Origin of the sequence: Vibrio sp. 10N.222.51.C5, assembly GCF_041474575.1 — a bacterium.
In the GTDB taxonomy this organism is placed as follows: domain Bacteria; phylum Pseudomonadota; class Gammaproteobacteria; order Enterobacterales; family Vibrionaceae; genus Vibrio; species Vibrio crassostreae_C.
Map to the genome: position 1 here is coordinate 16,010 of NZ_JBFRUJ010000056.1, position 24,730 is coordinate 40,739.

Annotated in this window: 30 protein-coding genes and 1 pseudogene; 12 read left to right on the forward strand and 19 right to left on the reverse strand. The window is 43.8% G+C overall.

Going from position 1 to position 24,730, the window contains the following annotated elements:
- Positions 1 to 9: 9 nt before the first annotated feature.
- Positions 10 to 396, forward strand: coding sequence for a hypothetical protein (locus AB4558_RS17640; protein WP_017071821.1), 387 nt, complete (start codon positions 10 to 12; stop codon positions 394 to 396).
- A gap of 59 nt (positions 397 to 455) precedes the next feature.
- Here the strand turns inward: AB4558_RS17640 and AB4558_RS17645 are convergent, their stop codons facing one another.
- Positions 456 to 1,364 carry a LysR family transcriptional regulator gene (locus AB4558_RS17645; RefSeq protein ID WP_372072970.1) on the reverse strand — a complete coding sequence of 303 codons (909 nt, stop codon included), beginning with the start codon at positions 1,362 to 1,364 and terminating at the stop codon, positions 456 to 458.
- A gap of 583 nt (positions 1,365 to 1,947) precedes the next feature.
- On the opposite strand from AB4558_RS17645, the gene AB4558_RS17650 reads away from it, so the two are divergent.
- Positions 1,948 to 3,159 (forward strand): carbohydrate porin, encoded by a 1,212-nt coding sequence (locus tag AB4558_RS17650; protein ID WP_372072972.1) that lies wholly within the window; start codon positions 1,948 to 1,950, stop codon positions 3,157 to 3,159.
- 286 nt (positions 3,160 to 3,445) lie between these two features.
- Positions 3,446 to 3,604, forward strand: coding sequence for a hypothetical protein (locus tag AB4558_RS17655; RefSeq protein WP_372050963.1), 159 nt, complete (start codon positions 3,446 to 3,448; stop codon positions 3,602 to 3,604).
- 216 nt (positions 3,605 to 3,820) lie between these two features.
- On the opposite strand, the gene AB4558_RS17660 is transcribed toward AB4558_RS17655, so the two are convergent.
- The gene (locus AB4558_RS17660) at positions 3,821 to 4,378 is read right to left on the reverse strand and encodes a DUF1439 domain-containing protein (protein WP_017065247.1); all 558 of its coding nucleotides are present in this window, start codon (positions 4,376 to 4,378) and stop codon (positions 3,821 to 3,823) included.
- Between the two features lie 162 nt (positions 4,379 to 4,540).
- On the opposite strand from AB4558_RS17660, the gene AB4558_RS17665 reads away from it, so the two are divergent.
- From AB4558_RS17665 to AB4558_RS17680, 4 genes are all read left to right on the forward strand, one after another.
- Positions 4,541 to 4,927, forward strand: coding sequence for a thiol-disulfide oxidoreductase DCC family protein (locus AB4558_RS17665; protein WP_017062190.1), 387 nt, complete (start codon positions 4,541 to 4,543; stop codon positions 4,925 to 4,927).
- A 397-nt stretch (positions 4,928 to 5,324) separates the two neighbouring features.
- Complete coding sequence (locus AB4558_RS17670; RefSeq protein ID WP_372072974.1) at positions 5,325 to 6,668, forward strand: ABC1 kinase family protein; 1,344 nt, start codon at positions 5,325 to 5,327, stop codon at positions 6,666 to 6,668.
- Positions 6,669 to 6,752: 84 nt separating this feature from the next.
- Positions 6,753 to 7,298 (forward strand): glutathione peroxidase, encoded by a 546-nt coding sequence (locus AB4558_RS17675; protein WP_372072976.1) that lies wholly within the window; start codon positions 6,753 to 6,755, stop codon positions 7,296 to 7,298.
- Positions 7,295 to 7,762, forward strand: a complete 468-nt coding sequence (locus AB4558_RS17680; protein WP_017062213.1) for a DUF3429 domain-containing protein — start codon at positions 7,295 to 7,297, stop codon at positions 7,760 to 7,762. The genes AB4558_RS17675 and AB4558_RS17680 overlap by 4 nt, the downstream gene beginning before the upstream one ends.
- A gap of 74 nt (positions 7,763 to 7,836) precedes the next feature.
- On the opposite strand, the gene AB4558_RS17685 is transcribed toward AB4558_RS17680, so the two are convergent.
- The 5 genes from AB4558_RS17685 to AB4558_RS17705 form a co-directional block, all read right to left on the reverse strand.
- A complete protein-coding gene (locus AB4558_RS17685; protein ID WP_017062214.1) occupies positions 7,837 to 8,271 on the reverse strand; it encodes an N-acetyltransferase in 435 nt (144 codons plus the stop codon).
- Positions 8,272 to 8,422: 151 nt separating this feature from the next.
- Entirely contained in the window at positions 8,423 to 9,037 is a 615-nt protein-coding gene (locus AB4558_RS17690) for a LysE family translocator (RefSeq protein ID WP_372072978.1), read from the reverse strand.
- 130 nt (positions 9,038 to 9,167) lie between these two features.
- Positions 9,168 to 9,485: a hypothetical protein gene (locus tag AB4558_RS17695; protein WP_017070274.1), complete on the reverse strand. Its 318-nt coding sequence runs from the start codon at positions 9,483 to 9,485 to the stop codon at positions 9,168 to 9,170.
- A 75-nt stretch (positions 9,486 to 9,560) separates the two neighbouring features.
- Positions 9,561 to 10,997, reverse strand: a complete 1,437-nt coding sequence (locus tag AB4558_RS17700) for a lipopolysaccharide biosynthesis protein (protein ID WP_372072980.1) — start codon at positions 10,995 to 10,997, stop codon at positions 9,561 to 9,563.
- Positions 10,998 to 11,013: 16 nt separating this feature from the next.
- Positions 11,014 to 11,940 carry a glycosyltransferase gene (locus tag AB4558_RS17705; RefSeq protein ID WP_017062218.1) on the reverse strand — a complete coding sequence of 309 codons (927 nt, stop codon included), beginning with the start codon at positions 11,938 to 11,940 and terminating at the stop codon, positions 11,014 to 11,016.
- A gap of 316 nt (positions 11,941 to 12,256) precedes the next feature.
- Between AB4558_RS17705 and AB4558_RS17710 the strand changes: the two genes are divergently transcribed.
- A complete protein-coding gene (locus AB4558_RS17710) occupies positions 12,257 to 13,405 on the forward strand; it encodes a glycosyltransferase family 4 protein (RefSeq protein ID WP_372072982.1) in 1,149 nt (382 codons plus the stop codon).
- A gap of 194 nt (positions 13,406 to 13,599) precedes the next feature.
- On the opposite strand, the gene AB4558_RS17715 is transcribed toward AB4558_RS17710, so the two are convergent.
- The 5 genes from AB4558_RS17715 to AB4558_RS17735 form a co-directional block, all read right to left on the reverse strand.
- The gene (locus AB4558_RS17715; RefSeq protein WP_372158963.1) at positions 13,600 to 14,373 is read right to left on the reverse strand and encodes a viroplasmin family protein; all 774 of its coding nucleotides are present in this window, start codon (positions 14,371 to 14,373) and stop codon (positions 13,600 to 13,602) included.
- 81 nt (positions 14,374 to 14,454) lie between these two features.
- Positions 14,455 to 14,760, reverse strand: coding sequence for an NIPSNAP family protein (locus AB4558_RS17720; protein ID WP_017062221.1), 306 nt, complete (start codon positions 14,758 to 14,760; stop codon positions 14,455 to 14,457).
- Positions 14,761 to 14,816: 56 nt separating this feature from the next.
- Positions 14,817 to 15,146, reverse strand: a complete 330-nt coding sequence (locus AB4558_RS17725; protein WP_102434275.1) for an AzlD domain-containing protein — start codon at positions 15,144 to 15,146, stop codon at positions 14,817 to 14,819.
- A 2-nt stretch (positions 15,147 to 15,148) separates the two neighbouring features.
- Positions 15,149 to 15,877 (reverse strand): AzlC family ABC transporter permease, encoded by a 729-nt coding sequence (locus AB4558_RS17730; RefSeq protein ID WP_172380082.1) that lies wholly within the window; start codon positions 15,875 to 15,877, stop codon positions 15,149 to 15,151.
- Positions 15,878 to 15,981: 104 nt separating this feature from the next.
- Positions 15,982 to 16,815, reverse strand: coding sequence for an AraC family transcriptional regulator (locus tag AB4558_RS17735; protein ID WP_050634771.1), 834 nt, complete (start codon positions 16,813 to 16,815; stop codon positions 15,982 to 15,984).
- Positions 16,816 to 17,050: 235 nt separating this feature from the next.
- On the opposite strand from AB4558_RS17735, the gene AB4558_RS17740 reads away from it, so the two are divergent.
- Complete coding sequence (locus AB4558_RS17740) at positions 17,051 to 17,389, forward strand: hypothetical protein (RefSeq protein WP_050650325.1); 339 nt, start codon at positions 17,051 to 17,053, stop codon at positions 17,387 to 17,389.
- A 64-nt stretch (positions 17,390 to 17,453) separates the two neighbouring features.
- Here the strand turns inward: AB4558_RS17740 and AB4558_RS17745 are convergent, their stop codons facing one another.
- The 4 genes from AB4558_RS17745 to AB4558_RS17760 form a co-directional block, all read right to left on the reverse strand.
- Positions 17,454 to 17,993 (reverse strand): lipocalin family protein, encoded by a 540-nt coding sequence (locus AB4558_RS17745; protein WP_017062226.1) that lies wholly within the window; start codon positions 17,991 to 17,993, stop codon positions 17,454 to 17,456.
- A 52-nt stretch (positions 17,994 to 18,045) separates the two neighbouring features.
- On the reverse strand, positions 18,046 to 18,513 hold the full coding sequence (locus AB4558_RS17750) for a MarR family winged helix-turn-helix transcriptional regulator (RefSeq protein ID WP_017062227.1): 468 nt from the start codon (positions 18,511 to 18,513) through the stop codon (positions 18,046 to 18,048).
- A complete protein-coding gene (locus tag AB4558_RS17755) occupies positions 18,476 to 19,489 on the reverse strand; it encodes a DUF2955 domain-containing protein (RefSeq protein WP_017070267.1) in 1,014 nt (337 codons plus the stop codon). The genes AB4558_RS17750 and AB4558_RS17755 overlap by 38 nt, the downstream gene beginning before the upstream one ends.
- 72 nt (positions 19,490 to 19,561) lie before the next feature.
- The gene (locus AB4558_RS17760) at positions 19,562 to 20,611 is read right to left on the reverse strand and encodes an HlyD family secretion protein (protein WP_372072987.1); all 1,050 of its coding nucleotides are present in this window, start codon (positions 20,609 to 20,611) and stop codon (positions 19,562 to 19,564) included.
- Positions 20,612 to 20,897: 286 nt separating this feature from the next.
- Between AB4558_RS17760 and AB4558_RS17765 the strand changes: the two genes are divergently transcribed.
- Positions 20,898 to 21,659 carry a transporter substrate-binding domain-containing protein gene (locus AB4558_RS17765; protein WP_017070266.1) on the forward strand — a complete coding sequence of 254 codons (762 nt, stop codon included), beginning with the start codon at positions 20,898 to 20,900 and terminating at the stop codon, positions 21,657 to 21,659.
- Between the two features lie 212 nt (positions 21,660 to 21,871).
- Here AB4558_RS17765 and AB4558_RS17770 read toward each other — a convergent pair whose 3' ends face one another.
- Positions 21,872 to 22,579, reverse strand: coding sequence for a hypothetical protein (locus AB4558_RS17770; protein WP_102393850.1), 708 nt, complete (start codon positions 22,577 to 22,579; stop codon positions 21,872 to 21,874).
- A gap of 43 nt (positions 22,580 to 22,622) precedes the next feature.
- Positions 22,623 to 23,330: a helix-turn-helix domain-containing protein gene (locus tag AB4558_RS17775; RefSeq protein WP_136978159.1), complete on the reverse strand. Its 708-nt coding sequence runs from the start codon at positions 23,328 to 23,330 to the stop codon at positions 22,623 to 22,625.
- A 174-nt stretch (positions 23,331 to 23,504) separates the two neighbouring features.
- On the opposite strand from AB4558_RS17775, the gene AB4558_RS17780 reads away from it, so the two are divergent.
- Positions 23,505 to 24,065, forward strand: a complete 561-nt coding sequence (locus AB4558_RS17780) for a recombinase family protein (RefSeq protein WP_102321418.1) — start codon at positions 23,505 to 23,507, stop codon at positions 24,063 to 24,065.
- A 22-nt stretch (positions 24,066 to 24,087) separates the two neighbouring features.
- On the opposite strand, the gene AB4558_RS17785 is transcribed toward AB4558_RS17780, so the two are convergent.
- On the reverse strand, positions 24,088 to 24,300 hold the full coding sequence (locus AB4558_RS17785) for a helix-turn-helix domain-containing protein (RefSeq protein ID WP_065676525.1): 213 nt from the start codon (positions 24,298 to 24,300) through the stop codon (positions 24,088 to 24,090).
- 101 nt (positions 24,301 to 24,401) lie between these two features.
- On the opposite strand from AB4558_RS17785, the pseudogene AB4558_RS17790 reads away from it, so the two are divergent.
- Positions 24,402 to 24,730: pseudogene (locus AB4558_RS17790) on the forward strand (hypothetical protein); the annotation flags it as partial.

Genomic DNA, 24,730 nt, shown 5'->3' on the forward strand with positions numbered 1-24,730 from the left:
GAGGTAATCATGATCAAAAAGGCTATATGTGCATTGCTACTCACGGGTTCGTTTTCAGGAACGACAAGTGCAACTAGCATCGATGATATGGGATTTGATGTGTCTAGTTTTAAACAAACAGGACAACAAATATCTGTCAAAGAACCGAAAGCGCCAACGTTAGTTCAGGAGAGTAAACTGGCCTCATATGTAAGCGAAGTCGGCGTAGATGTCGCCAATTTGTCTCAGGTGCAAGTTGATGATTTGATCGGAAGTTATGACCAATTGCCATCAGCGATCTTTTGTGATGAACATCAAGAGTTCGAGATTCAGATATCAAGGACGAATATCTGGCAAAGAACGAAACTGATGAAGTTACGACAAGCGATTGGAGACGATCTACCTAACGCGCACTAATATGCCCTCATAACAGCCAGTGATTTTTACTGGCTGTTTTTTCATCTAATAAACCCAAGTTAGAAGTATTCATCATAAACGTGTTGGATGTATTCATTAGCAGCAGTAACGATAGATTCCCTTATCCCTTCAATATGTAAAGAATGTGGGCTCCATAAAGAAATGGGAACCTCTAAACCTTTTTTAATCTCAGTAGGCTTGAGCTCAACTAAATTCTGCTGCACAAATTCAGAGTAAATAACAGAGCGAGGAAGTAACGCCCAACCTAAGTCTAGCCGAACCAATTGGATCACAAGCGCAAGTTGGTCAACAAGCTCATAGTTAGCAGAAAGGGTGACTTTATCTGCCATCCCTTCATCGATTAATGATTTCAAGATTAACTGCTTAGATATTTTTAACTTAGAGAACAGTTCGTTTGGTGGCGTTTTACTCAGTTCACTGCCTTTACTTGCGAATGGGAGCAGCGTAAGGGTTTCTAGGTAAACCGCGTGAAAGCTATTCATCGCCCTACTCTCATGAGTATTCAAAAAACCGAAGTGCAGTGTCCCATCTTCAATCCCCTGCTCAATCTCCTTTTTATTCATGACCAGCATATTGACTCGACAACCTGGAAAGTCTTTTTGTAATTGCATTCTGATATCAGCCAAAATGAGCTGTGGCATAAAGCTTAGATAACCGATATTGATGGTTTCTGGTTCGCCTTGGGAGATGTTGAGCGCTATTTTATCAAAGACTTTTAGCTGCTCAACGGCTTGCTTGGCATAGCGGTAAAGTAATTTACCTTCTTGTGTTGCTTCAACACTGCGACCTTTGCGCTCAAAGAGTGCGACATCAAGAATATCCTCTAAATTGACAACAACTTGCCCGATGGTACTACGGTGTTTATCTAGCTTAGCGGCAGCCTTGCTAAAAGATTTTTGCTCGTAAACCGTCACAAAGGTGGAGAGTTGCTCGAGGCTGAAATTCATAGATGACTCCAATATTCAAATAATGCTTTATTACTTTCAAATCAATCACTTTGACGTGATGAGTATAGACAGAACATGCATAGGTTACGACTTCCACCTCAAAAAAAACCAACAAGGTTCAAATAGTTTGTCTGATCACGTCAGACAATAGCAATTCTGAGTTTCCATTAAACGTTTATATCATTCCGGCTTATCTAAATAACCTATGTGAAATACCGATACGAATACAAAGAAGACTTTATCCAAAGCGGTGGATTTGGCATCAACAACCAAACCGCGATTGGTGGTACTGCTGCGGCATTCCTGAACGTTAAAAACTGGCGACGATGGCACTTTTTTCACCTTCAATCCGGAATACACATATATCGACGGCGATCTTGAAAGCAGCACCTTGAAAACAACACTCCGTCTAGCAACACCTTTATCACAAGATAAATCTCGCTGGGGAGAGCTTAGAGTTGAGAACACTTATGGCGAAGTAACAATCAAGTTCAGTCATCCAATCCTAAAGTAGATACATCATTATTTTTGCACTCAGCGTATTTGATTAACCAAGCTGAGTCGTAATTACTAAGAGGTTAAAATGAAACATCTTTTGAATATGTCAACGATTGCTCTGATATTGGCATCAGGGGCAACAACCGCTGAAGTAATGTCAGTAGAGTCCTCGACTTCGCGTTCACATTACGATTCATGGAATGAAACCAAGCAAAACCTTCAAAAAGAGCATGGCTTACAGTTGGGCATGGATTACAACATGCTGATTATGGGAGCGATTGATCCTCTTGGGGATGCATCTGCTGCGGCAGGAGCATTAAGAGTCTTTGGTCAATGGGATCTTATAGAGACAGAAGATGGAGACAAAGGCGGAATTGTATTCAAGTTTGAGCATCGACATAAATACACAGAAAACTCCCCGAAAGAATACGGTTTGGCCGATCTCGGTTACTTAGGTTTTGCTCACTCCTTATATGGTGATCAAGGCTTTAGAACCACTCATTTATTTTGGCGTCAATCTCTACTGCAAGAACAGATGGTGGTTTACGCCGGTTTCTTAGACATGACGGATTACACCGATTTTTATGCGTTAGCTAGCCCATGGAATGACTTCAACAGTGGTGTGTTTACTTCCGGAAGTGGAACGATTGGTGGATTGCCTGATGGTGCACTGGGTGTTATGGCCGGCGGTTTTTTCTCAGATAGCATTTATGGCTCGGCCAGTATTCTTGATGCTAAAGGCAACGCTTCTGACTTAGTTGAAGGAGCCAAAGAGCTCTTTGACACAGGGGCCACTTGGAAAAGCTTAGAACTCGGTTGGACACCAAGTAAAGATATGCTGTTCATCAGCAATGCTCATATCAGCCTATGGCAGCGTGACGCAGTTGGAAACGATGATGAAGGTTACGGTATCAACCTGTCTCTATCAGGTTTAGTGGCTGAACGTTGGTTGCCTTTCATTAGGGCTGGATGGGCTCAAGATGGCGGAGCCATGTATGACGCCTCAGTAAGCGCCGGCTTTGGTTACATTCCTGCACAGAGAAACCAAGACATGTTTGGACTGGCAGTTAACTGGGCAAGCCCAATGGAGAGCACAACGCAAGGGTTGGACTTAGACGACCAATATACAACTGAAGCGTATTACCGAGCTCAAATCACACCATGGCTGCAAATTTCTCCAAGTGTGCAAGTTCTGAATCACACCGCGGTTGATCTGACCAATGGCTTCGACAACATCAATTTAATCCAGAATAAAACCGATGTGGTATTTGCCCTAAAAGCAAAATTCGAGTTCTAAATTAAACACACGTACAAATGATATTAAGGAAAATATCGTTATTAACCTTGCAGGAGTGCTAAATAAATTTCGAGTAAAAAATGAAAGTAAAAATATTCTTGGCGATACTCTTAGGTATGGCTTGTAATACTGCGACTGCGGAAGCAGAAAAAACAAGTAACGATCAAGTACAACGAATTATTCTTGTTCGACATGCCGAAAAGCCAGATGACGGCCTTGGTAACCATTGCTCCAACTGCGATCCAATATGGCATGCCCATCAACACACAATATGGTTGGAATGACTTTGAAGTTATTCTTAGATAAATACCGTAATGCAGATCTTTTACTGGCGTGGGAACACATCAGCATTGAAGTGCTTGTTACTTTGATTAAGCATCGCTTTGATAACGTTGACCCAATCCCAGAATGGCCAAATTCTGATTACGACATGTTTTTAAGTTAATCATCGATTGGAGTAAACCGAGTGATCTGACAATCAATGTTCATAAACAACAGTTTGGAGACATCTCGACTGAATGCCCTAGCACCAAATAAGTTGCTGGTTAATGGCTTTTATCGAACAACAATCAGAAGAGTGAATTAACCTCAGCCCGAGTACACAATAACAAGTTACTCCGTACTCAGGCAAAAACTAGTCAACCTTTAATACAACAAGCCTCTAATCAAACAATTCGATAACCAATTTATTGTCTTTAATCACTAGATTGGGTTCCGATGACTTAATCAACGACTCTTGAACCTTGTTGCTGTCGAGTTTGTAAACCGGAGACTGGGACAAAGCAAAACCTATCATCGATACAGCTGGTTTGAGTAGTGTCTCTATTTCAGGCGAAAGCTGTTTGCCTTTTTCTTCAAAGCGCTCTAGTCGCAGCGACTTTAGATACACCTCGCCACTCTCCTTGTCGTATTCGGGAATCGCGCTGAACTCTAAGTCTAAATCCAACCCCATATTAGGCATATTGAACACTTGAACTTTTGCATTGGTATTCGCCAACACGGACACGCGTTGTGCATCGGCTCGACCAATTTGCACTTCTAGATCATCCACAGCCACTTGTGCGTACATCACACTTTGTACACCAACCTCTTGTTCTAGCATCACTGAGTCTTCAAGGTACTTCGTCATTTCTTGCTCGGTAATACTGTAGCTAACACAACCACTGAGCATCAGGGCTGTCACAGCTATAATCAAACGGTTCATTAACTTTGTTGTCATTGGAGATAGGCTCTTATTTTTTAAATGCATGGAACGGATGTTACCTCGAGATGATACTGTAAATTGGTTGCCACAATAACAGTGTCGGATAACTGGGCAGAATGATCCACCTAAATGGTGATGTCGTATCAATGAGAATTGACGAAAATAGTAAGGAAAACAATGACTGCATTAACGATATTTTACGATGGAACCTGTCCACTTTGTGCAAAAGAGATGGCAGCACTGACTAAGTCTGATTCCAAAGATCAGATCCAGACCGTCGATATCTACAGTGAAGCGTTTTCAAACTACCCGCAAATAGATGCCGAGGCAGCCAATACAATCTTGCATGCACTGGACGAAAACGGAAAGCTGCTGCTCGGTTTAGACGTGACTTACCAAGCGTGGAAGCTAGTAGGAAAGGGTTGGCTGTATGCCCCGTTACGTTGGGCGATTTTTAAGCCAATGGCAGATTGGTGTTATCTACGGTTTGCCAAAAATCGATATAAGATTTCGTTTTGGCTAACCGGAAAATCACGTTGCAACGGTAACAGCTGCACAAAATAGTGTTGAGTTAAGACATGCCGCTGGCGACTTTGTAGTAAACGATGCCAAATAGGGCTGCGAACACCAATACCGTAACGGCCACTTTCAACCAAATAAATTTCATGCTTTGTCCTTTTAATTCTGTTTACTGTTCCACGCGACAAGTTAGCACAACAAAACATACGGTTGTGTAATGATTGATAGAACTTTGTAGTCATACCAATCACAGTAGGTAAGTGTCAAGAAATAGCGCAGGAAAAAAGCTTGAGAACAAGGCGGCTCTTTTCGACAAGAAGTTTAGATAAGTAGTTATTCTACAATCAAAAAATCTAACGACTTTATCGAGATTTTTAACAAGCTAGGGTGAACAGTTATTTACTACGATTGGTATCAACCCTGATTCCCAGAGAGAACCTTTATGTCGGCAAAAGAGAGAAACCTTCCCACACATCGAATTTCTAGATTCAGTAAGTTCGCTTCGTTGGCGACAAGAGTCGCGGGTAACGTGCTAACGGAAGGCACCAAACAAATTGCACAAGGCAACAGGCCCAAAGCAAAAGACTTACTGTTAACGCCACAAAACATTGCTCGCCTGACCGATCAACTCGCACACCTGCGCGGTGCGGCTATGAAGTTAGGACAGATGCTATCAATGGATGCGGGTGATATCTTAGAACCAGAGTTAGCCGACATTCTCTCTCGCCTGCGCTCCGATGCCGATCCACTGCCAACAAAACAGCTCAATCAAGTGTTAGAAAGCTCGCTCGGGAACCATTGGAAAACCGAATTCCTGTCCTTCAATTTTAAACCGATCGCCAGTGCATCTATCGGACAAGTTCACCAAGCCTATAGTGATGCTGGGGACAAACTCGCCGTCAAAGTCCAATACCCAGGCATTCGAAAAAGCATCGACAGTGATGTGGACAACGTCGGCACACTGCTCAACATTGTTGGCTTGATACCAAAGTCGGTCGACTACAAAGGCTTGTTAGAAGAGGCAAAAAAACAGCTCCATGATGAAGCGGACTACGCTCGAGAGGCTGGCTATGCAACTCGTTATCACAATGCATTAAAAGAGCACTCTCACTTCGTCGTACCTAAGATTCATCCGCAAGTCTCTTCAGAATCCGTGCTCGCCATGGACTTCATCGAAGGCGTCTCTATAGAACAGATAGAAAGTTACGACCAAGACACCCGTGACTTTGTGATGCACAGCTTGCTTGAGCTTCTATTCAGAGAGTTGTTCGACTTTAAGATGGTGCAAACCGATCCCAATTTCGCCAACTACCTTTACGTTGAAAACACCCGACAAATTGGCTTGTTAGATTTCGGAGCAACACGTGAATACAGTGACCGCTTCAGCGAGGGTTATCGCTTGGCCTTTTCCTCTGTCATTAACAACGATGAGCAAGTGCTCAACCGAGCTTTAGAGCAAATAGGATTCTTTAGCGAGACAATTCTTCCCGAACAACGCCAAGCGATTCTAAATCTAGTGAAGATGGCCTGTGAGCCGATGTTAGTTGACGAAGAGTACGACTTCAAAGCCAGTGGATTGGCACAAAGGCTTCGTGAAGCAGGCACCATTTTGAGCATGGAACAAGAGTATTGGCATACGCCGCCCGCCGATGCGCTGTTCCTGCACCGAAAAATTGGTGGCATGTATCTATTAGCGGCTCGCCTTGGTGCAAAAGTGAATATCAGTCGCTTGGTCGCTCCATATCTTATCTCAGAGAGCAAAAGCACAACTAAAAGCGCGAGTTAATGAGACAGTAAATAATACGCAAAGTGATCATTTCATCGTGCTCAAGAGTAATAACCATTACGCCAACTAAAATGAGCCAACCCTATGAAATGTTCACTACTTTGCTCAACCGCACTGATTACAAGCCTCACGAGTTCCATCGCCTTTGCAGCGAGCTGTCCCGAAATACTTAATGGCAAACAGCGCTTGTTAAACTCAACCGAAGAAATCGCCTTGTGCGATGAGTTTCAAGGCAAAACTCTATTGGTGGTAAATACAGCGAGCCAATGTGGCTTCACTCCGCAGTTTGAGCAACTCGAGCAACTTCATCAAACCTACAAAGACCAAGGCTTCACGGTTATCGGTTTCCCAAGTAATGATTTTCGCCAAGACAAGGGAAGCGAAGAGAAGACGGCAAAGGTTTGTTACCTAGACTATGGCGTGACCTTCCCAATGATGGCGCGAGCTTCACTGTCTGGTAGCAACGCCAACCCCGTGTTTACAGATATACAACAGCAAGCGGGCGTAACGCCTAAATGGAACTTTTACAAATTCTTGATCAGTAAAGAAGGTAAAGTCGTCGCCACCTTCCCTAGCTCCACATCTCCAGTGAGTGCCACGCTCAAAAACGCGATTGAGCAGCAGTTATGAAGGCGGATTACATGGCAACAACTCAAACCCGTAACACCATGGCCAAACTGGGGTACATGGGGTTAATTCCGTTTTTATTCGGTCTTCTCCTTTCGCTCACCGACAGCCAATTTATGGGGATAAGCGGTGAAACGCTGTTCATCACCTACAGCGTGGCAATTTTGAGTTTTCTTTCAGGGATCTTGTGGGCAAATGGCATCGAAAACTTTGAAAGCCAATCAAGTAACAAAGCACTGCTAATAAGCAACGCGATTGTGCTCATCGCTTGGCTGGCAGTATTGCTTGGCGAACAAAAAGAGCTAGTGACAACTCTGATTCTCATCTTTGGTTATATTGCGGTTTGGCGAGCTGAAAGGACGATGAGAGAAGAGAACCAGAGCCAAGGTCCTGATGGCTACTTTGATATGAGGACTCGGCTGACCTCTAGTGTCGTGTTAATGCACGGTATCGTGATGCTAACCTAGAGCTACGAGATTGTCTTTGAAGTGTGAGCCTTTGATTTAGTTAAGCGCCTTTGTTAAAAACCGTTAGCAACAATCTAGATGATGAGCTTCATCACTAACCTCGGCTCATCATCACCAAAGTAGTTGTCTTCTTGCTTGATGGTAACGAACCCCATCGATGCATAAAGCGCACGAGCCGATGTGTTATTTGGGTCTACAGTGAGCAAAAGCCTAGCATCTCGAGGCAACTGCTCAACCGCCTGTTGCATCAGTTTCCGGCCAACTCCCATGCCACGATAATTCTGGTCTACAGCCAATGATAGGACCCAAAACTCATTCTGCTTGTCTGTGGTTGTCGTTAAGGCATAGCCAGCAATCTTTGAGTCTTGCTTAGCAACCAATAAACCTTTTCCCCAGCAATCAAAGGCCTGACGAAAGAAAAACAGCGGATAGGCGTGAGCGCCAAACAAAGCATGTTCAAGCTGGTAGATATCAGCCAGTTCTTGTTTTTCCGCACAAACAACATTCATAGATAGACCTCATTTAAACCGAACCTCAAGTTTAAACATGCAAACTCAAAGGTGCTATTAACAATATATCAACAGCCTAAAGGCTTACGAACTACCTTAACGAAGATGCCACTTAACTAACGCCTGAGGAGTAGATTAGGTTACTTATGTTTTACTGTCGAATAACCAACAAATTTGCGCCAGATAACGCAAGAAAAACCGAGCACGCTTTGTTGAAACGTTTTACCATTTGTGGCTTAGAGAACCAGTTTCTGAGGTATAAGCCAAATGCCGCGTAGATCGATATCGCGAGCATTTCTAACACTAGAAAGGTGCTACCTAAAACAAAGAATTGAGTATTTACGTTCGCTGAAACATCGACAAATTGAGGAAGGAATGCAGTGAAAATGAGTATCGCTTTTGGATTGCCAGCAGCGAGTGCAAATTCTTGTTTAAACAGACCAAACCAATTCTTATTTCGTTCGATATCCACGACCGGACTGGCGTGTGAGCGCCATAGGTTGAACGCGATCCACAACAGATACATCGCGCCAAATAGTTTGATCAGGAAAAACAGCGTTTCAGAAGTATAAAGCACAACCGCTAAGCCAGATGCAGCCAAAGCAATCATGCCAGAAAAAGCGAGGATTCTTCCTAGGCCTGCGACAAAGGCGGCCTGAAATCCGTAACAACGGGCGTTGTTCATTGATAACAAATTATTGGGAGCCGGTGTCATATTGAGCGCAAAACAAGCCGGGATAAACAGCAGTAACTTCCAGATTTCCATTGGTGCTTCCTAATTGCCAAATGCCGTGATTATAAAATCCTTAAACAAGGTCTTATCGTTTATAACAGCATTTCATATCTTTTGTAACTGCATAAAAAATAAGCACCAAATCTATACAGTAAATTTTCAATCAGTTCTCAAAAAACTGTTCGTACTCGGGTGTCGCTAGATTTTCGGCGACACCAATCTCACCGACGAAATAGATAGCGCTCGCAATTGTATCTATCGTTGGGTTTGATTCTCGCTCTGGGAAGTCGCCAACAGCAGGAACAGATTTTGGCGCAGACACCGAACTACAAACAAGGCTATTACATACCCTGTTTTGATTTTCTAAGGAGATAGCTTCAGGAACGTCAAAGTGCTGAGTGAGTACGTCGTGGTTAGACAATTCAGACGAAGCGTACGATAAGGTTGAGAATAGAGCTGAGAGCACAATCCACTTGTTCATGTATCTTTCCATTGATGGCATTCATTGAATTTATAAATACTATCGGATCTAACACATTATGAACAGTGTTTTATTTTAATTTGCGTGAGACCGCTTACCCAGCATCAACTTGTCGAGCAGAGCTTGCGGGACAACGATCACTGAGTATTTAACAAAGGCCACCAGCGCGATTACACCAACAGCCGATCCAAGAATAAAGTCATGGACATCAACCAACACCAATCCCAGAAGTTGATCACTCGCTATCGCTACTAATGCGATGCTAACTGCGGTTACCCACTTGCTGTGTTCATAAGGTAATTGTTCCATCGCTTGGCTTACAACATACAGAAGCATGAGCCGCACAACATAAGTTGCACAAAGAACCGCGACAACACCCCACACGCCATAAATAGGCGTCACTGTGAAATAACCAATGGCCGCCAAGACCGCACATCCACCTTGAATCCACATTTGAGATTGACTCGAATCGCCACTGAAACAACCAAGGTTAAGATAATCACCTGCATTTTTGATAACGCTAATCGCAAGCAGCGCAACAACAATGGCCCCCGCGTAATGATAACTGCTCGGTAAAATGAGAGAAATAAATCCGGGTACCGTTAGAATCATCAACGAACCTAAAACAATGGCGAGGTTCACTCCGACTAACGCCCTATCGGCACACATCTTACTGCCACCCGGCTGTTGAAGCATCGCCACACGGTTTGGAAACCACCAAAGCGCGTAAGGCTGCAACAACAGACCAAGAATCAACGCGAACTTTCCGCTAACCGCATAAATCGCGAGTTCTTCGACACCGACGAAGCTTGCCATTACCCAGCGGTCGAGCCCCATGATCATATACATTGATGCACCGCCAACCAGAACGGGCAGTCCGAATTTTAAGATCTTCGCCGAGTATTTGAAGCAACCAAAAGATCCCATCTCTTGCCATTGATAACGCACTAAACAAACCATTAGCAACACACTGGATACCGCAGCTGAAATCAACACGCCATCTATACCGTATCCAGCCTCAAGCAAAACAAAAGTCATGATGGCTTGAACACCGGCTTTCAACACATTGAGCATGCAAAAACGTTTCGCCATCGCGTTCATACGCATCAGCGTTAGCGGGATAGAAATCGCCCCATCGAGCATGGTAGGAATAAGCAGAAGCAGTATCTGGTAAGGCTGGAATTCAACTGGCAACATTAAGATTAACAACGGCATACTGAGGGCAATCAAGGCGCCCCCAAGCACGCACACCAGCACGCTCAATGTGAAGCAGTTCGAGACAAGCTTTTGCTTTTCATCACCTTCGGCGACACCCACATAACGATACATGGCATCGACAATACCGAAGCTGAACAATATCGTCCCAATGTCTGCCAGCAAGACAATGGCTTCTAAGGAACCATACTCTGCCAACGTCATATTGTGCGTAATGTACGGGATCATCACCAATGAAATCCCTTTCATCATTAATATACCGATGGCGTAGTAAGCCGACTGCTTTAAAGAACCCATAGTCGTCACCTTTTCCTTACCAAGCTGGCTTTAGGAAACTTTTACAGTCTCCAATTAGGTGTCGCAATGTGCGTTTTTGAGGTGACATGACCAAAGAACGGAAACTGTAGGCAATAGCCTGTCTATTCTGTTGTAAACCTCGATAATAGTCAGCATAACCTTCCAGTATTCTCGCCTTTGCGATTTTGAAGCTAGAAGTGGGTAGATTCCATCGTTGACTGTCATTTTGGTAATGTTGAAGAATAGTCTCTATAGACTGCAAATTTCTCAATTTAAGACTTTCAGTTTGGGTAACAGAGCTCGCTCTCATCAAGTAGCCAACCTGCACCGAGTTCAACACACCGATCTGATGGTTTTCACTCATTCGAAGCCACAGTTCCCAATCTTCCCCATACTTGATGTCAGCATTGAAACTGTCTGTTTGAGAAAACACATCCGCTTTCACCATGACCGTTGATGTTCCAATCACGTTATTTTCTATGATGAACTCCAACGGGTTCTCGATATTGATGAACAGCTCATCTTGATCTTGAAACTGCGACCAGTAACTAAAGCAGTCGACTATTACTTGGTAATCTTCAGTAAGATGCTCGTAGTTAGTAAAGCTCATCGCGAGATCAGGGTAACGTTGATGAAATTCGAGTTGGCGCTCAATTTTTTCAGGAAACCAGAAATCGTCTGCGTCTAAAAAAGCGATGTATTCACCGGTCGCCTTTTCAATCCCTAGGTTTCTCGCTTGAGGCGCACCAACACCCAATGTGGACAACGTAATAATGCGTTCATCGTCTATAGAAGCAAGATACGTCGACGTTCCATCGTTACTGTTATCGTCAATGACAATCAGCTCAACATCTTGATGAGTCTGCTTTAGTACACTGCCAATCGCTTTCGGCAGGTAATCCAAACAATTGTAGGTAGGAATAACAACACTTACTTTAGCCATAATGACGCCCTCAGATTTATACGTTATATGGCTGACGTTGCATGTTCTATGCCGAGAGTGTCTTGCTATGAAATCACATCTAGATCAGCCACCTACGCGTCCATTCTCAAAATGACGACCAAACACAGATGTTCAAAAAAACTGCAACTCCAATTTGATTATCAATTTGAGAAAACGAGCTACCTCTTAAGGGGTAGCCTTCGAAAAGCAATCAGAAAGCCCTCCAAAGCTACGATTCGATCTTGGTTCGTATCTTGCTTTATTGGTTATTACCTTGGCTTGATAGCTTTAGTCATATGGATTTGAGGAGTAAGGAATGAAGAAAGTAGCATTTGTGGCGCCAACCTACCCAGTACTCAGTGAGACCTTCATTCAAACAGAAGTCGACTCTGTGAAAGCGTGTGGGCACGATGTTTGTGTAATGACGTTCAAAATTGAAAACAGCGAAAAACAGTTCGACTACGACATTGTCGAAATAGGTAAAAATGTTCGGATGGGTAAAGTCGCCAGCATTAACTGGATAGGGTTCATCAAGGCTGTCTCATTTATTTCTAAGCAAACCAGTATGCCCAAAAAGTCACTGTTCGCTTATGGTTTTAAATTAGCGCTACAACTCGCGGAAAGCGACGTCGAACACGTTCATGCGCATTTCTGTCAGCACACCACAGCTCACGCCATCGTCGCGGCAAAGCTGCTGAATATCACCTGTTCGTTCGTTGCTCACGGTCATGATGTTTACGAGTTCGCTTATGACATTGAACATAAGATTTCATCGAGTGATTTTGTGGTTGCCGTGTGTAAAGACATGCTTGCTGACTTCAACACCATGGCGAAAGGAAACATTAAACTCTTGCACTGCGGAGTTAATACCAAACAATTCCAACTCAACCCAAAAACCGAAACGAAGCAACTTCGCTTTGTTTTCCTTGGCCGATTAGTGGAGCAAAAAGGCATCCACCATCTTATTGATGCATTGGCGCCGATTGCCGAACCTCTCGATATTCATCTCGATATCGTTGGTACTGGCGATTTAGAGCAACAGTTAAAGTTACAGGTCAAAGAGCAAGGGCTCACTCGAAACGTGACCTTTCTTGGCGCTAAGCCTCATGAATGGGTGAAAGAGAAACTATCGAATTATGACAGCCTAATCGCGCCCTTCTGTTTTTCCGAAACCGGATGTGTGGATACAGGGCCTCTGGTTTTAAAAGAAGCGATGGCTGTGGGAACGCCAGTCATTACCACCAACATCATGGGATGCAAAGAGATCGTCTCACCAGAGACAGGTTTTGTGGTTAGCGAAAAAAACGTGGAAGAATTAAGAGAAGCGATTGAGCGTTTCGCGCAGCTGAGCAGTAACGATAAAACATCGATGAGTTTAAAGGCACGTGAGAGAGTGAAAGACAGTTTTAATTCGATCAAACAAGCTCAGCAATTATCTCGTTGGATAGAGAACCCTGCTCAATAAGGATGAACTCAGGCAGTAAGCATCGCAAGGGCTGCTGCGTCTCACAAGAACGACTATGCACCATAAAAAAACGGAGCACCACAAAAACAAAAGAGCGCTACATTGATTTGAAATGTAACGCTCGTCTAGCACTGCCTAATGATGGCGACTTATGCTTTCAGTGACTTTCAGTAGCTTTTCATTAAGAAGCCTAACTAGCCTGCTCGCAGTGCCAAAATAGACTCAATATCTTCGATGTCACGATATTGAGCGAGTTGTTGCTCTTTCGATGAAATAGCCACAATCGACATTCTATCGGCCAATTCGTTACCTTCAATACCAACGTGTCCGTTCACATGGTAGATGGTAATTTTTGAAGCCAGCTCTTGGTAGAGCGCATACGCCAGCTTAATAATATCGAGGTTTTTGATCTCGCCGCCCGACTTAGTCCAGCCCTTTTTCTCCCAACCCGTTGCCCACTTAGTAATACAATCTATCGAGTACTTAGAGTCACAATAGATCGCTACAGACAGACCCGCGTTTAGCTTCTCTTTTGCGAGCAAAAACGCCTGTTTAAGGCCATGCAACTCAGCGGTATTATTGGTACCAACAGGTTGATACAAGCCATACCACAATTCGGTTAATTGGTTGTTTTGGTATACCGCTAACCCCGTCCCTGCTTCACCAGGGTTTGGTTCACACGCACCATCGGTAAAGATCTTGATATCAAAAGGCATATCTGTGATTTGCTGCTCCGAAAGAGGCGGCACCTTAGCTTTCGTCGCCTTACCCGCAGAGTTTGGCTTTGTCGCTGTAGAACCTGACGCAGACGACGTTTTACCACCGAAAGCAGACTCAGCCTCGCCTAGTGTTGGGAACGATTTATATCTCGCACCAGCAAAGCCATCGACTTGAGACTTACAGTCATTCCAAGTGGTAAAAATACCCGGTGTACGACCTTTCCAAACCACATAATATTTCTTAGCCAAACTAACTCCTTACCAAAACCTAAACACACAAACAGTGAATCAGTACATTAGATGCCACCACGCTATACGTTGCAAGGTCTATCACTCTAAAACAGGTCTAAAAAAGCTGCGTTCATAACTCACAATGCAATCAACTTCGTCTGCAAATTCAAACGCTTTAATGCACTCAGCATCGCTCAACGACTTAACCCGATATTCTTCGTAGGCAGCCAAACTTTCAAAGGTAAACAGCGCCATGGCAATATTGTTCGCCCCTTCCGACGGTAAGAAATAACCATTGTGTTGACCTCCGAATTTAGCGACCAGAGGAATCCACATTTTTGCGTATGCCTCAAACTCATTTACCTTTTTAGGATCAATCACATATCGAACATAACAAGTAATCATATTTATACAGCCCTTAAAGAATAGGAGAAACACAAAGCCTAAGTTGACGTTGAAGCTCAAGAAAAAAGGAAATCAACCGCGACAAGGTTATAGAACAAAAACACCGCCATGCTGACGCCGATCGTTAGCAGCACATTGCCTGTTTTCCAAATCAACAGACCTGTGACCACCGCGCCTATCAAGTATGGGTTTTCAAGGCTTGGCCAAAATGTTTGTTCAGGAGCAAATACAATCGGCCCCCAAATAGCAGTCAGCACCGCTGGGCTTGAATAGCGCAATAGGCGCCTTGCGGTTTGATTGAGTCGAAGCGGAATTGCAGGCTCAAGAAACAAATACCGACTAAAGAAAACAATCGCAGTCATGAGTAATATCGTTAACCAAATCATCTCTATTTCCCCTCCACAATTGTCTTGTTACCGTTGTTTCGGTCTTGGAACGACTCGCTGAAAAAGCCCGCTAACATACCGGCGATCGCTGCAATCATTAGCCCGCCCTCAATATTGTTAACCGACATGGCAACCGAAGTGACCAATGAAACCACCACACACACCACGACGGGTAGAGTTCGGATTAATGGGAACACCAAGGCGATAAAGGTTGCTGCGACCGCGAAATCGAGCCCAATTTCATTAAGCGAAGGAATTTGGCTTCCCGCGACAATGCCAACAAAGCTCGCAATATTCCAAACGAGATAAAAACCGCCGCCTACACCCGCAGCATACCAGCGATTAAACTCTTGCTGAGACTGCCCACTACAAATCGCGAACAGCTCATCGGTGAGCCAAAAACCGAGTAATAGACGCCAACGCGCAGGAAGATGGCTGATTTTGTCACGCATCGATACGCTATACAGAAAGTGCCTTGAGGTGATGAACAGTGTGGTCAACAACATGGTGCCTAAACCAATACCCGCTTTGAACATACCCGCGGCGACAAGTTGCGCTGAGCCAGCAAACAAAATAGCCGACATCGCTTGCGCTTGAAGTTGATTCAATCCGGCATCTATCGCATATGAGCCTGCTAGAATTCCCCAAGGGATTACCGCAATGCTCAAGGGCATTCCCGCTAAAACGCCTTTCCATAACTGTGTTCGTCTATCCATTGTTTCACTATCCATATCATTCTTTTCTCTCTTCACATTTGCTATTCAATGTAAGAAGAGTGGAGTCGGTTCGATTGTACAAACTTGCTCGATTTCGCGAACGAATTAATGCGTCCGATTTAGAGCATTTTGATGTATTGCCCCGGCGTGTACCCATTGGCCTTTTTGAAGTGTCGATGAAAATGGCTTTGGTCGTGAAAGCCACACTCTTGCGCTGTATCTGAAATGGTATGCCCTTGTTTCAATAACTTACGCGAAAGCCTTAACCGAGATTGGATTTGATACGCATGTGGCGGAAGACCAAACTCTTTTTGAAAAGAACGCACTAAGTGAAACGGGCTCAATGCCGCCAGTTTAGAGAGTTCTTCTAGGGACACGTCGGCTTGTGGAAAGTCATCTAAGAACTCTTTAACCAAGACAAGCTGGCGCTGAGTTTTTCCGTCGAGTTGAGGGTTAAGCGGCGATTTTCCGTGTCGACTAATCAGCTTAACCAACATCCCATACATCAAGGTCTCTCTTAACAGGCGATTGTCGGATTCATCAATCGTGTTGAAGACCAACCTCAATTGATTGGCGAGTTCAGGGTCTTCAACAACCGCTCTTGGGAAATAAGGCGCGCCGTAATTGGGTAGGTTTAGCTCTTGAGTGATCTTGGCAAGTTGATCTGGGAGTGGATACATGGCTCGATACGCCCAACCGCCTTCAGTGGCAGAGTGACCGCTATGAACTTCGTCGGCATTGACCAGAATAATCGCATTTTGTGGGGCGATATGATGCCCGCCCGTTCGATAGAAACGCTGAGCGCCCTGCTCGATGACTCCCAGCGTGTAGCCCTCGTGACTATGGCGCGAGAAGTTCTGCTTTTCGTATTCAGCATTAAGAATTTCAAGGCCGCCGAGCTCTTCGGTTATCTTATATTCGGCCTTTTCTTTAGAGCGTTTCTTGTTCTCCATAACAATTCCCAAGCCTGTTGATTATCGAGCGACTTATCAGTCTACTCTATAGTCTCTTTCAGCTTTTGTACAAAATTGCGCTTTTGTTTGTTAATACGGTTTTTGTCGTTAGCTTAACAACGCTTTCTAATTGGGAGGAAAGTCTTGGTCTATAACTAGTTGGCGAAAATTGACAATAATTTAATCATACATGCCAATACTGTCTTCAAATCATCGGCAACAGACCTGATACACCATGAAAAATACACTGATCCTTTTCTTTTTCCTGAGCCTAACAGGATGCACTCATAACCAATCAAAAGCACTGAGCATGAACTCCTCATCGGTTAACACATACCCACAATCGATGTCGAACCTGCAACTTTGTGACACCTTGTATTACGGGCGCTCAAGTAACCAGACACTCGCAGCAATTGGCAGTGAATTCAATCGAAGAGGATTATCCAAGAGTTGGTGTGATACCGAAACCAACAAGCTTTATCTAACAAAGACAATTGACTGGGTTGCTGACCAAGTAGAAGACAAAGAAGATTCAGACGAAGAAGCATCGGCAGTAGTGTTGCCTGCGAATTAGAACGGGTTAGCAATGTTGTTTGCTTATTAGCCGAGCTACCTAGTCAGGACTAGCCGAACTTACTTTATTGTTCAGGCACATCATTGATATGTTGTGACACACGAACTAGCTTACTGGTTTTAAAACCCATGCTCTGCGCCCGTTCAATCAGCGAGTCTAAGTCTTGTTTGGTGAACTCTGCAGTGCGATACAAGATCTGTAAGGTATTTTTGGTAGGACCCACCAACAAAGCCTGAGTGTAATCTTCATTCAAGAAAATTACCTTTCTCTGCTTCTCATAAGGGCTATTCGCTTCGACTGAAAACCACGCTTCGGTTTGAGAGCCCTTAAATGTTGCGGCTTGTTCTTTGGTCTTCCACTCATTCTTTTTCGCGTTGTAGCCTCGAGTTGTCAGCTTAAGATTACCGTCAGATTCAAATAAAAAGCTAAACGACAAAGAACCGAGCTTTGATTGCAATGGATGCGGGATAAAACAAGCGGAATACCATGTACCAGCGAAGCGTTCGGCATCAAAGTCAGAGGCGGGGATTTTAGACGTAGGTTTACTGCCACGAAACGTAAACAACAGCTTAATCATTAGCATCGCTAATATTTTGTATGTCATGTCACTTACTCTTTATTCGATTGTTATTAGACCCACACCTTCGATCGCATAATCAGTCGACGAATTGGTCTGTTTTTACAAGCTTAGCCAACAAGGTCTGTAACTGCTTGGATTCGTCTTCACTCAACGCACTCTGAAACTGCTCGCTGATACTATCGACCATAGGCTCACAATATTCGGCAAGCTTCTTGCCCTCTTCCGTTAAAGAAAGAAGTTTTACCTTTTTGTTCGTTTCACTCTTGCTGGCCTCAATAAGGTTCAGCTTAATCGCGTTATCAACCAAACGCTTGGTCACAGAGCGATTTCGAAGCAAGTAATTGGTTAACTCTTGCTGAGTGATTTTGCCATGCTTATCTAACACTCGAAGCGCACCAAACATCTCTAGAGAAATGCCCGAAGTGGTGCCCATCTCAGCGGTGACTTGAGCTCGAAACTGTTTGTAAGCAAAGCCCATTAAGAACATAGGATTGCTGTCGAGTGCATCAATTCCGGTGATGGATAATGCTGGTTGATTTTCCATATATAATTCCTTGGCAGACCACTAATAATACCAACACGATGGACATTAACTCTGCACGAAAGTAGGTATCTTGCAAACCAAGATCGGTTGCTGAAACATAGAGTTGCAATGGTAGCATAGTTCCTAACATCGCTTCAGTATGCATACCTCGCACGCCACCACGACTGCCGCTGATCCAAATTGCTATCATGGTCACCAAGCTTGTTAGTCCAATGATATACACCCAATTATAGGAGTGTTGCCCCGCTAACAAGGTTACGAAGACCAACGCCAATGCACAACCACCAACGTGGGCTTGTAAACAGTTTTTCACCACCATTTGATAGTTCATGCGTTCACTTTGCGCAGCCGCAATAATCACAGGCATCATACAGAACGTCGCGGCAATCAAATCGACCATCATCAAAAATGCTAAACCAACTCCAAGCATGACCACATATATCACTCGCTGCTGGTACGTCACAGGAACACTTTGCATTGGCAGCGGCGACATCGCTTTGGGCGGCTTTAAGAACAGCATCACAAATCTCACCACAACCATGGTCGTCACCATGCTCACTGCTATATCGCGAACCCAGTCCGTCATCGGCATTGGGCCATGTTGTGCAAACACAATCACCAAAAACCAATTGAGCAATGGGATGTAGATTTTCCCAAGTTTGGCAGGCGTGTCGGCCCACCTTCTTGCTAAATCAAATACCCATAAACTGATCCCCCAAACCACTGCCGGGTGTGAGGCAAATAACTGATCGACAAGCAGAGCCACACAAGCGACACCCAAGATAGGGAGAAACGCTTTGAGCATACCTCTCACTGAGTAGTCGTTAATCTTGGTCGCCGCCATTACCGGATAAAGAGCGAGGTACGCCGCAACACCTAGCTGTAGCCAAAGTTGAGCCAACATACCCAAAGACACGATAGCGCTGATCCAAGCTACTTCAGACCAGTTAATCGGGCCTCGAACTTCGTTATTCATAATCTGCCTCTTAGGTCGTAAATCGTTATTTCGTCAGTGGGTAGTCAGTCAGTCGATGATTGAAGAGCACAGTTAAACTAGGTAACGAATGCGAGCTAGCACTTCCATCCATGCACTTCCGATCACATCCCAAAACGTCGCTTCAGGCACCACCATCACGCTCACTTTAGAGCCTGAGAACAATGAGTGATCAAGTGACGGCAACGTTACTTGTGTACGCACTTTTTGTTGGTCTCGAATCCAGCGATCATCATTCACGACTTTCGCGAGGCCGCTGTTGTCGCTGCTCGCATCATAGATAGCCAGTTCACGACCTTGAATATTTCCCTCAAACACCTCACCAGGCATTGCATCAAACACCAAACGAACGGTTGTTCCCGCAGTCAGATTTGCACTGCCCTTTTCGTTGAAGTCTGCGTTAATCCAAGCATGCTGGCGATCAACCAAAAACAAAACGGGGCTGCCAGCGCCAACATAGGTTCCTGAGTTAAGGTTGAGATTGCTGATTACGCCATCAACAGGCGCGACGATTGTCGTTTTGTCCAAATCCAATTGCGCCAGTTCAACGCGAGTTCGAGCAACAGCCAAAGCACCGTTGTCGCTGCTTTTCTCAAGCTCAGCTTTTATCTGCTCAATATCGGCTTGCGCAGCTTCGACGGCTTGCTGTCTTACAATCGTGTCCGATCGGCTATCGTCTAGCGTTTCTTGGCTAACAAGTTTTCTCGAAATCAATTGCTGGTTACGCTTCAATTTTCTCTCGGCATTCAGAGCTTCGTGTTGGCGCTGACGTAACGTCGCTTCCGCGCCATGCAAGTGCTGCTTGTTTGCTTCATAGCTTTGCTCTGCTTCAACCAAAGCCGCTTCAGCCTGAATTAACGCCAATTCAAAACGAGTTGGATCTAAGCGAACTAGCAGTTCCCCTTTTTTTACATCCTGACCATTCTTAACAGCCAACTCCACCACTGGCGCCGACACTTCTGCAGCAATACGGCTGGTTGGAATGTGCAATTGAGCTTGAGTTGTGAACGGCGCAAGGTTGTCACTTGCCACCAAGAAAAGAGCAAACAAGGCACTGGTGCCAAGTGTTAGATAGAGCATCCATTGATACGCTTTATTAGCCATAATGTTTCACCTACAACAAAATAATGCGCTCATTGTATTGATTTTTGTTTCAGATGCAACATAAATCAAAGGTGAGTATCTTAAAGATCTTGCGAGAAGTACAGCAAGCTACTGTTTATGAAAGATATAAATAGAAATTTAGATAAGAAAAAGTCGTGTAGTTAGTTTGGGAAGCAAGAGTTCCAGAAGTTATCTAATGCCTTTGCTCACAATGATATGCATTAACATTGATATTATTTAACATTTGATTAACCAACTTATCCATTAAAACTATAAGGAAATAAAAATGAAGTGGATATTTGTTGTATTCGTCAGTGTTTTCTCAGTATTTACTTACGCAAAAGATTGGAAGCAAATCCGATTTACGGTGGAAGGAGCATACCCACCATTCAGCTGGACAACGCAAGATGGTGAATTAGAGGGGTTTGAAGTCGATTTAGCCAACGCCTTGTGTGTCGAATTAGAAGTAAAATGTATCATCTCAAAAACTGACTGGGACGGGATTATCCCTTCGCTTTTAAGCCGTAAAAACGATGCAATTATAGCGGCTATGACAATTACCGAAGAACGTGAAAAGAAAGTTAACTTCACGATGCCTTACGCTAAAGTTCCCACTCGTTTTGTCATGGAAAAAGGGCGTGAAATCAATATGGATGACGGCAGCTTAAATGAACTAACAATTGGAGTTCAGCGCGCTACCATTGGTGACAAATACCTTTCCGAGATCTACCCAAATGTAGATATCAAGCGTTATGGATCATTCGACGAAGCCTTTACCGATTTACTCAACGGGCGCCTAGATAGCGTGTTTGGTGGTTCTATGGGACTCAATACGGGCTTTCTTGAAACGGAGCAAGGTAAGGACTACCACTTTACGGGTCCTAAATTTACAGAAGAAAAATGGTTCGGGCGTGGTATTGGTGTCGCGGTACGAAAACAAGATAATGAACTCAAAGATCTTATTGATGACGGTATCCAGCGCTTGATCGACAATGGTCAGCATCAAAAAATCGCAAGTAAGTATTTTTCATACAGCATTTACGAATAGTTTGGTATGCAGTGTGGACTAAACTAATTGCGAACTGTGTTCACTTTAGAAAGCATCAGATAGCAAAAAGCCGCTCATAAAGAGCGGCTTTTTTAAGGTGATGCTTGCAACAAGTTAGAAATTTATAGCACACTGGATACCAATCCAATTAAGCCTTTGATTTTATTTAATTTTAAATAGGTATCAGATTAGTACATATGGCTATCACTATACTACCGTTGAAACCGGTTAACCGTTGTGCGGTAACTGCTCGCTTTAACTGGTTTCAAACCCTGCTTAACTCTCGATCGATTGAGATCATCCACAAGCTTCAAGAAATCATTATGCGCTTGCGTATAGTTCACTCTGATTTGTTTTAATGAGTGGTCCCTAACAACCTTCAATAAAAGCCTCTCAACCTCATCATCCAAATATTGTGTTCGATTACCCTTACGCGCGTGAGCAGGTTTCAAGGCTTTCTTTTGCCAACCTGATTTCACGTACACACTGACCCACTCTGCTAACGTTCGCCAGCTTGGTGGATTTGCATCCTCAATAGTTTCAGAAAATGTAGCAAGCCACGGAACCAGTCGCTTTTCGGTATACGCCGGAACATCAGAGTCCAATACTCCCCTTACGTACGCATAGCGCCTTTCCATTGTTTTTTCGTATTCTAACTCTCGGCTCGCTTTCTGGGACTTAGCCTTTTTGCCTACAGGGTTAACAAATACCGTTTCAGGGAGAGCATCTTTAATGACAGCAACCAACAGGCCTTTTTGTATATGGGATTCTAATTGGCGTGTTGCAAAGGAAAAGTGCCCACCATGCTCGATGTCTTTGATGGTAATTTCAGTTCGGCTCACATCACTTACCTGATAATGAGAACACTTGCCGCCTCGATAGCGCTTCACAAGAATAAGATTAGGGTCGCTAAAGTTCATTGTTCATCCCGTTATAAGGCTACAAAAATAAACAACCAGATGGTCACTTTCTGAAACGCTGCAACGTAGTTTCATAACTGCTCGGAGTAAGCATCGGTAGCCCTTCGTTGCATCGACGCTCATTCAGCCGTTCCATTCGCTCAATAAAATCTCGATGTGCTTTGCCTATATTAACTCTCACTGAAGACCTAGCATGCTCAACGATAACCTGAGATAGTAATTGATCTACTTCAGGGGGCAGTCGATTGGAGTGATTACCTTTATTATGATGACGTGAGAGCAGCGACGCTTTTTTCCATCCCGATTCATTAAACGCTTTAAGCCATCGGGTGAGTGTTTTATATGATGGTGGGGATTCATCTTCGATTTCTGCTGCTACCTTGCTAATCCAAGGTGTTAACCGATTTGCTGACAATGCAGGAAGATCCGAATCCAGTACTTTGTGCACATAGAAATATCGACGCTCTACCTCCATTTCATTCGCTGCTTTCTTGCCAACGGCTACAGGTTTTGTTTTCTTTTTAACAGCATTGATGAATAAAACGTCAGGAACATTATTTTTGACCGTTGCGATAAGAAGGCCGCTGTTAATGTGGCTTTCTAACTGCGCTCGTTTAAAGCAAAAGCATTCGCCATGTTCTATATCCTGTAATGACACGCATTCGGTATCAAATGAATTCACTTGAAAATAGGATTTCTTTCCGCCACGAAAACGCTTAACAAGAATAAGCTCAGGATCTCGAAAATTCATGACGTCTCCTCTTTTCTAAACGAGTAGCTTCCACATCATGCGGCTGCAAGCCTTCATTTAAGGTATACCCTAATTCAACAAACTCATTGCTTCTCAATAATGTTCATTTAGAGTGGATAAACACTTTAAATGACACTATGTTCAATAAGTCTAGATGCTAAATGAGCAAATTCAATGAGCAAGGTCGGCTACGCACGAGTTTCCACTACAGAGCAATCATTAGATCTCCAGATTCAGAAACTCACGGAAGCAGGTTGTATCAAAATCTTCTCTGATACTTCAACGGGGTCAAACATCAAACGTCAAGGTTTGGTGGATCTAATGGAATACCTAAGAGCCGGAGACACTCTCGTCATTACAAGAATCGATCGCATCGCCAGGTCTGTTCTAGATTTGCAGCAGATGGTCAAAACCTTTAACGATCAGCAAATCCTACTGACCGCTTTAGAACAACCTATCTCAACAGATTCAGCATCCGGCAAAGCGTTTCTCGATATGTTGGCCGTCTTTGCCGAGTTTGAATTAAACATTCGCAGAGAACGTCAACTTGAAGGGATCGCGGCAGCAAAAGCCGCTGGAAAATACAAAGGTAGGAAACCAATCTCGAACGCAATAAAGCAACAAGTTATCAGTATGCATTCTGAGCATCAAAAAATTACACAAATCTCTAGTGTGCTAGGCATTTCGAGAAACAGCGTATACAAGATACTTAACGACAACCGCAATGGTTCTTGAATGGTATGAATACACTTTTACCCTAAGGCGCTGGCAGCAACTCAACAACATTACATTCTAAGGCTTGTGCCAAGCCATACACTTTTTCGAGTGTAATATTCACTTCACCACGTTCAATGCGGCCAACGTAACTTCTGTCTATGTCAGCAATTAGCGCGAGTTTATCTTGAGAGATGCCTTTTTCTTTGCGTACCTCACGTAATTTCGAGCCAAATTTAACCGCTAAGTCTTTCATTTTTAATCCAAGTTAAAATGAAAACTATCCTTACTTGCGGCATATAAATCCACGGACTATAATCCGCATTTAAAATCCCACTCGAAATTTCGGTAAACAAAATGTCCAGTAAGCCAATTCATCTAATTCCGTTTCTCTATCAAATTCTCATTGAGGATCAACTTGATGATTTCTCTGTATTAGAACTTAGGGATCGGTATCTGGCTCTCGCTGGTTCTACGTTAGATAAAGCAGCAGCGAGACGACTGGTGTACCGACATATCCTACGCCTAGAAAATAAACAGCTACTGTGTAAAGTAAGCGTTAAAGGCACCAAGAAAGTGACGTATCAAAAGACTGATCTGTTTTCAAAAGCAACCTGGGAATTAACGAAACACAACAGCACTACCAAAGTCAGCGAAAACAATGATATGTCTCGTCCTAAAATACG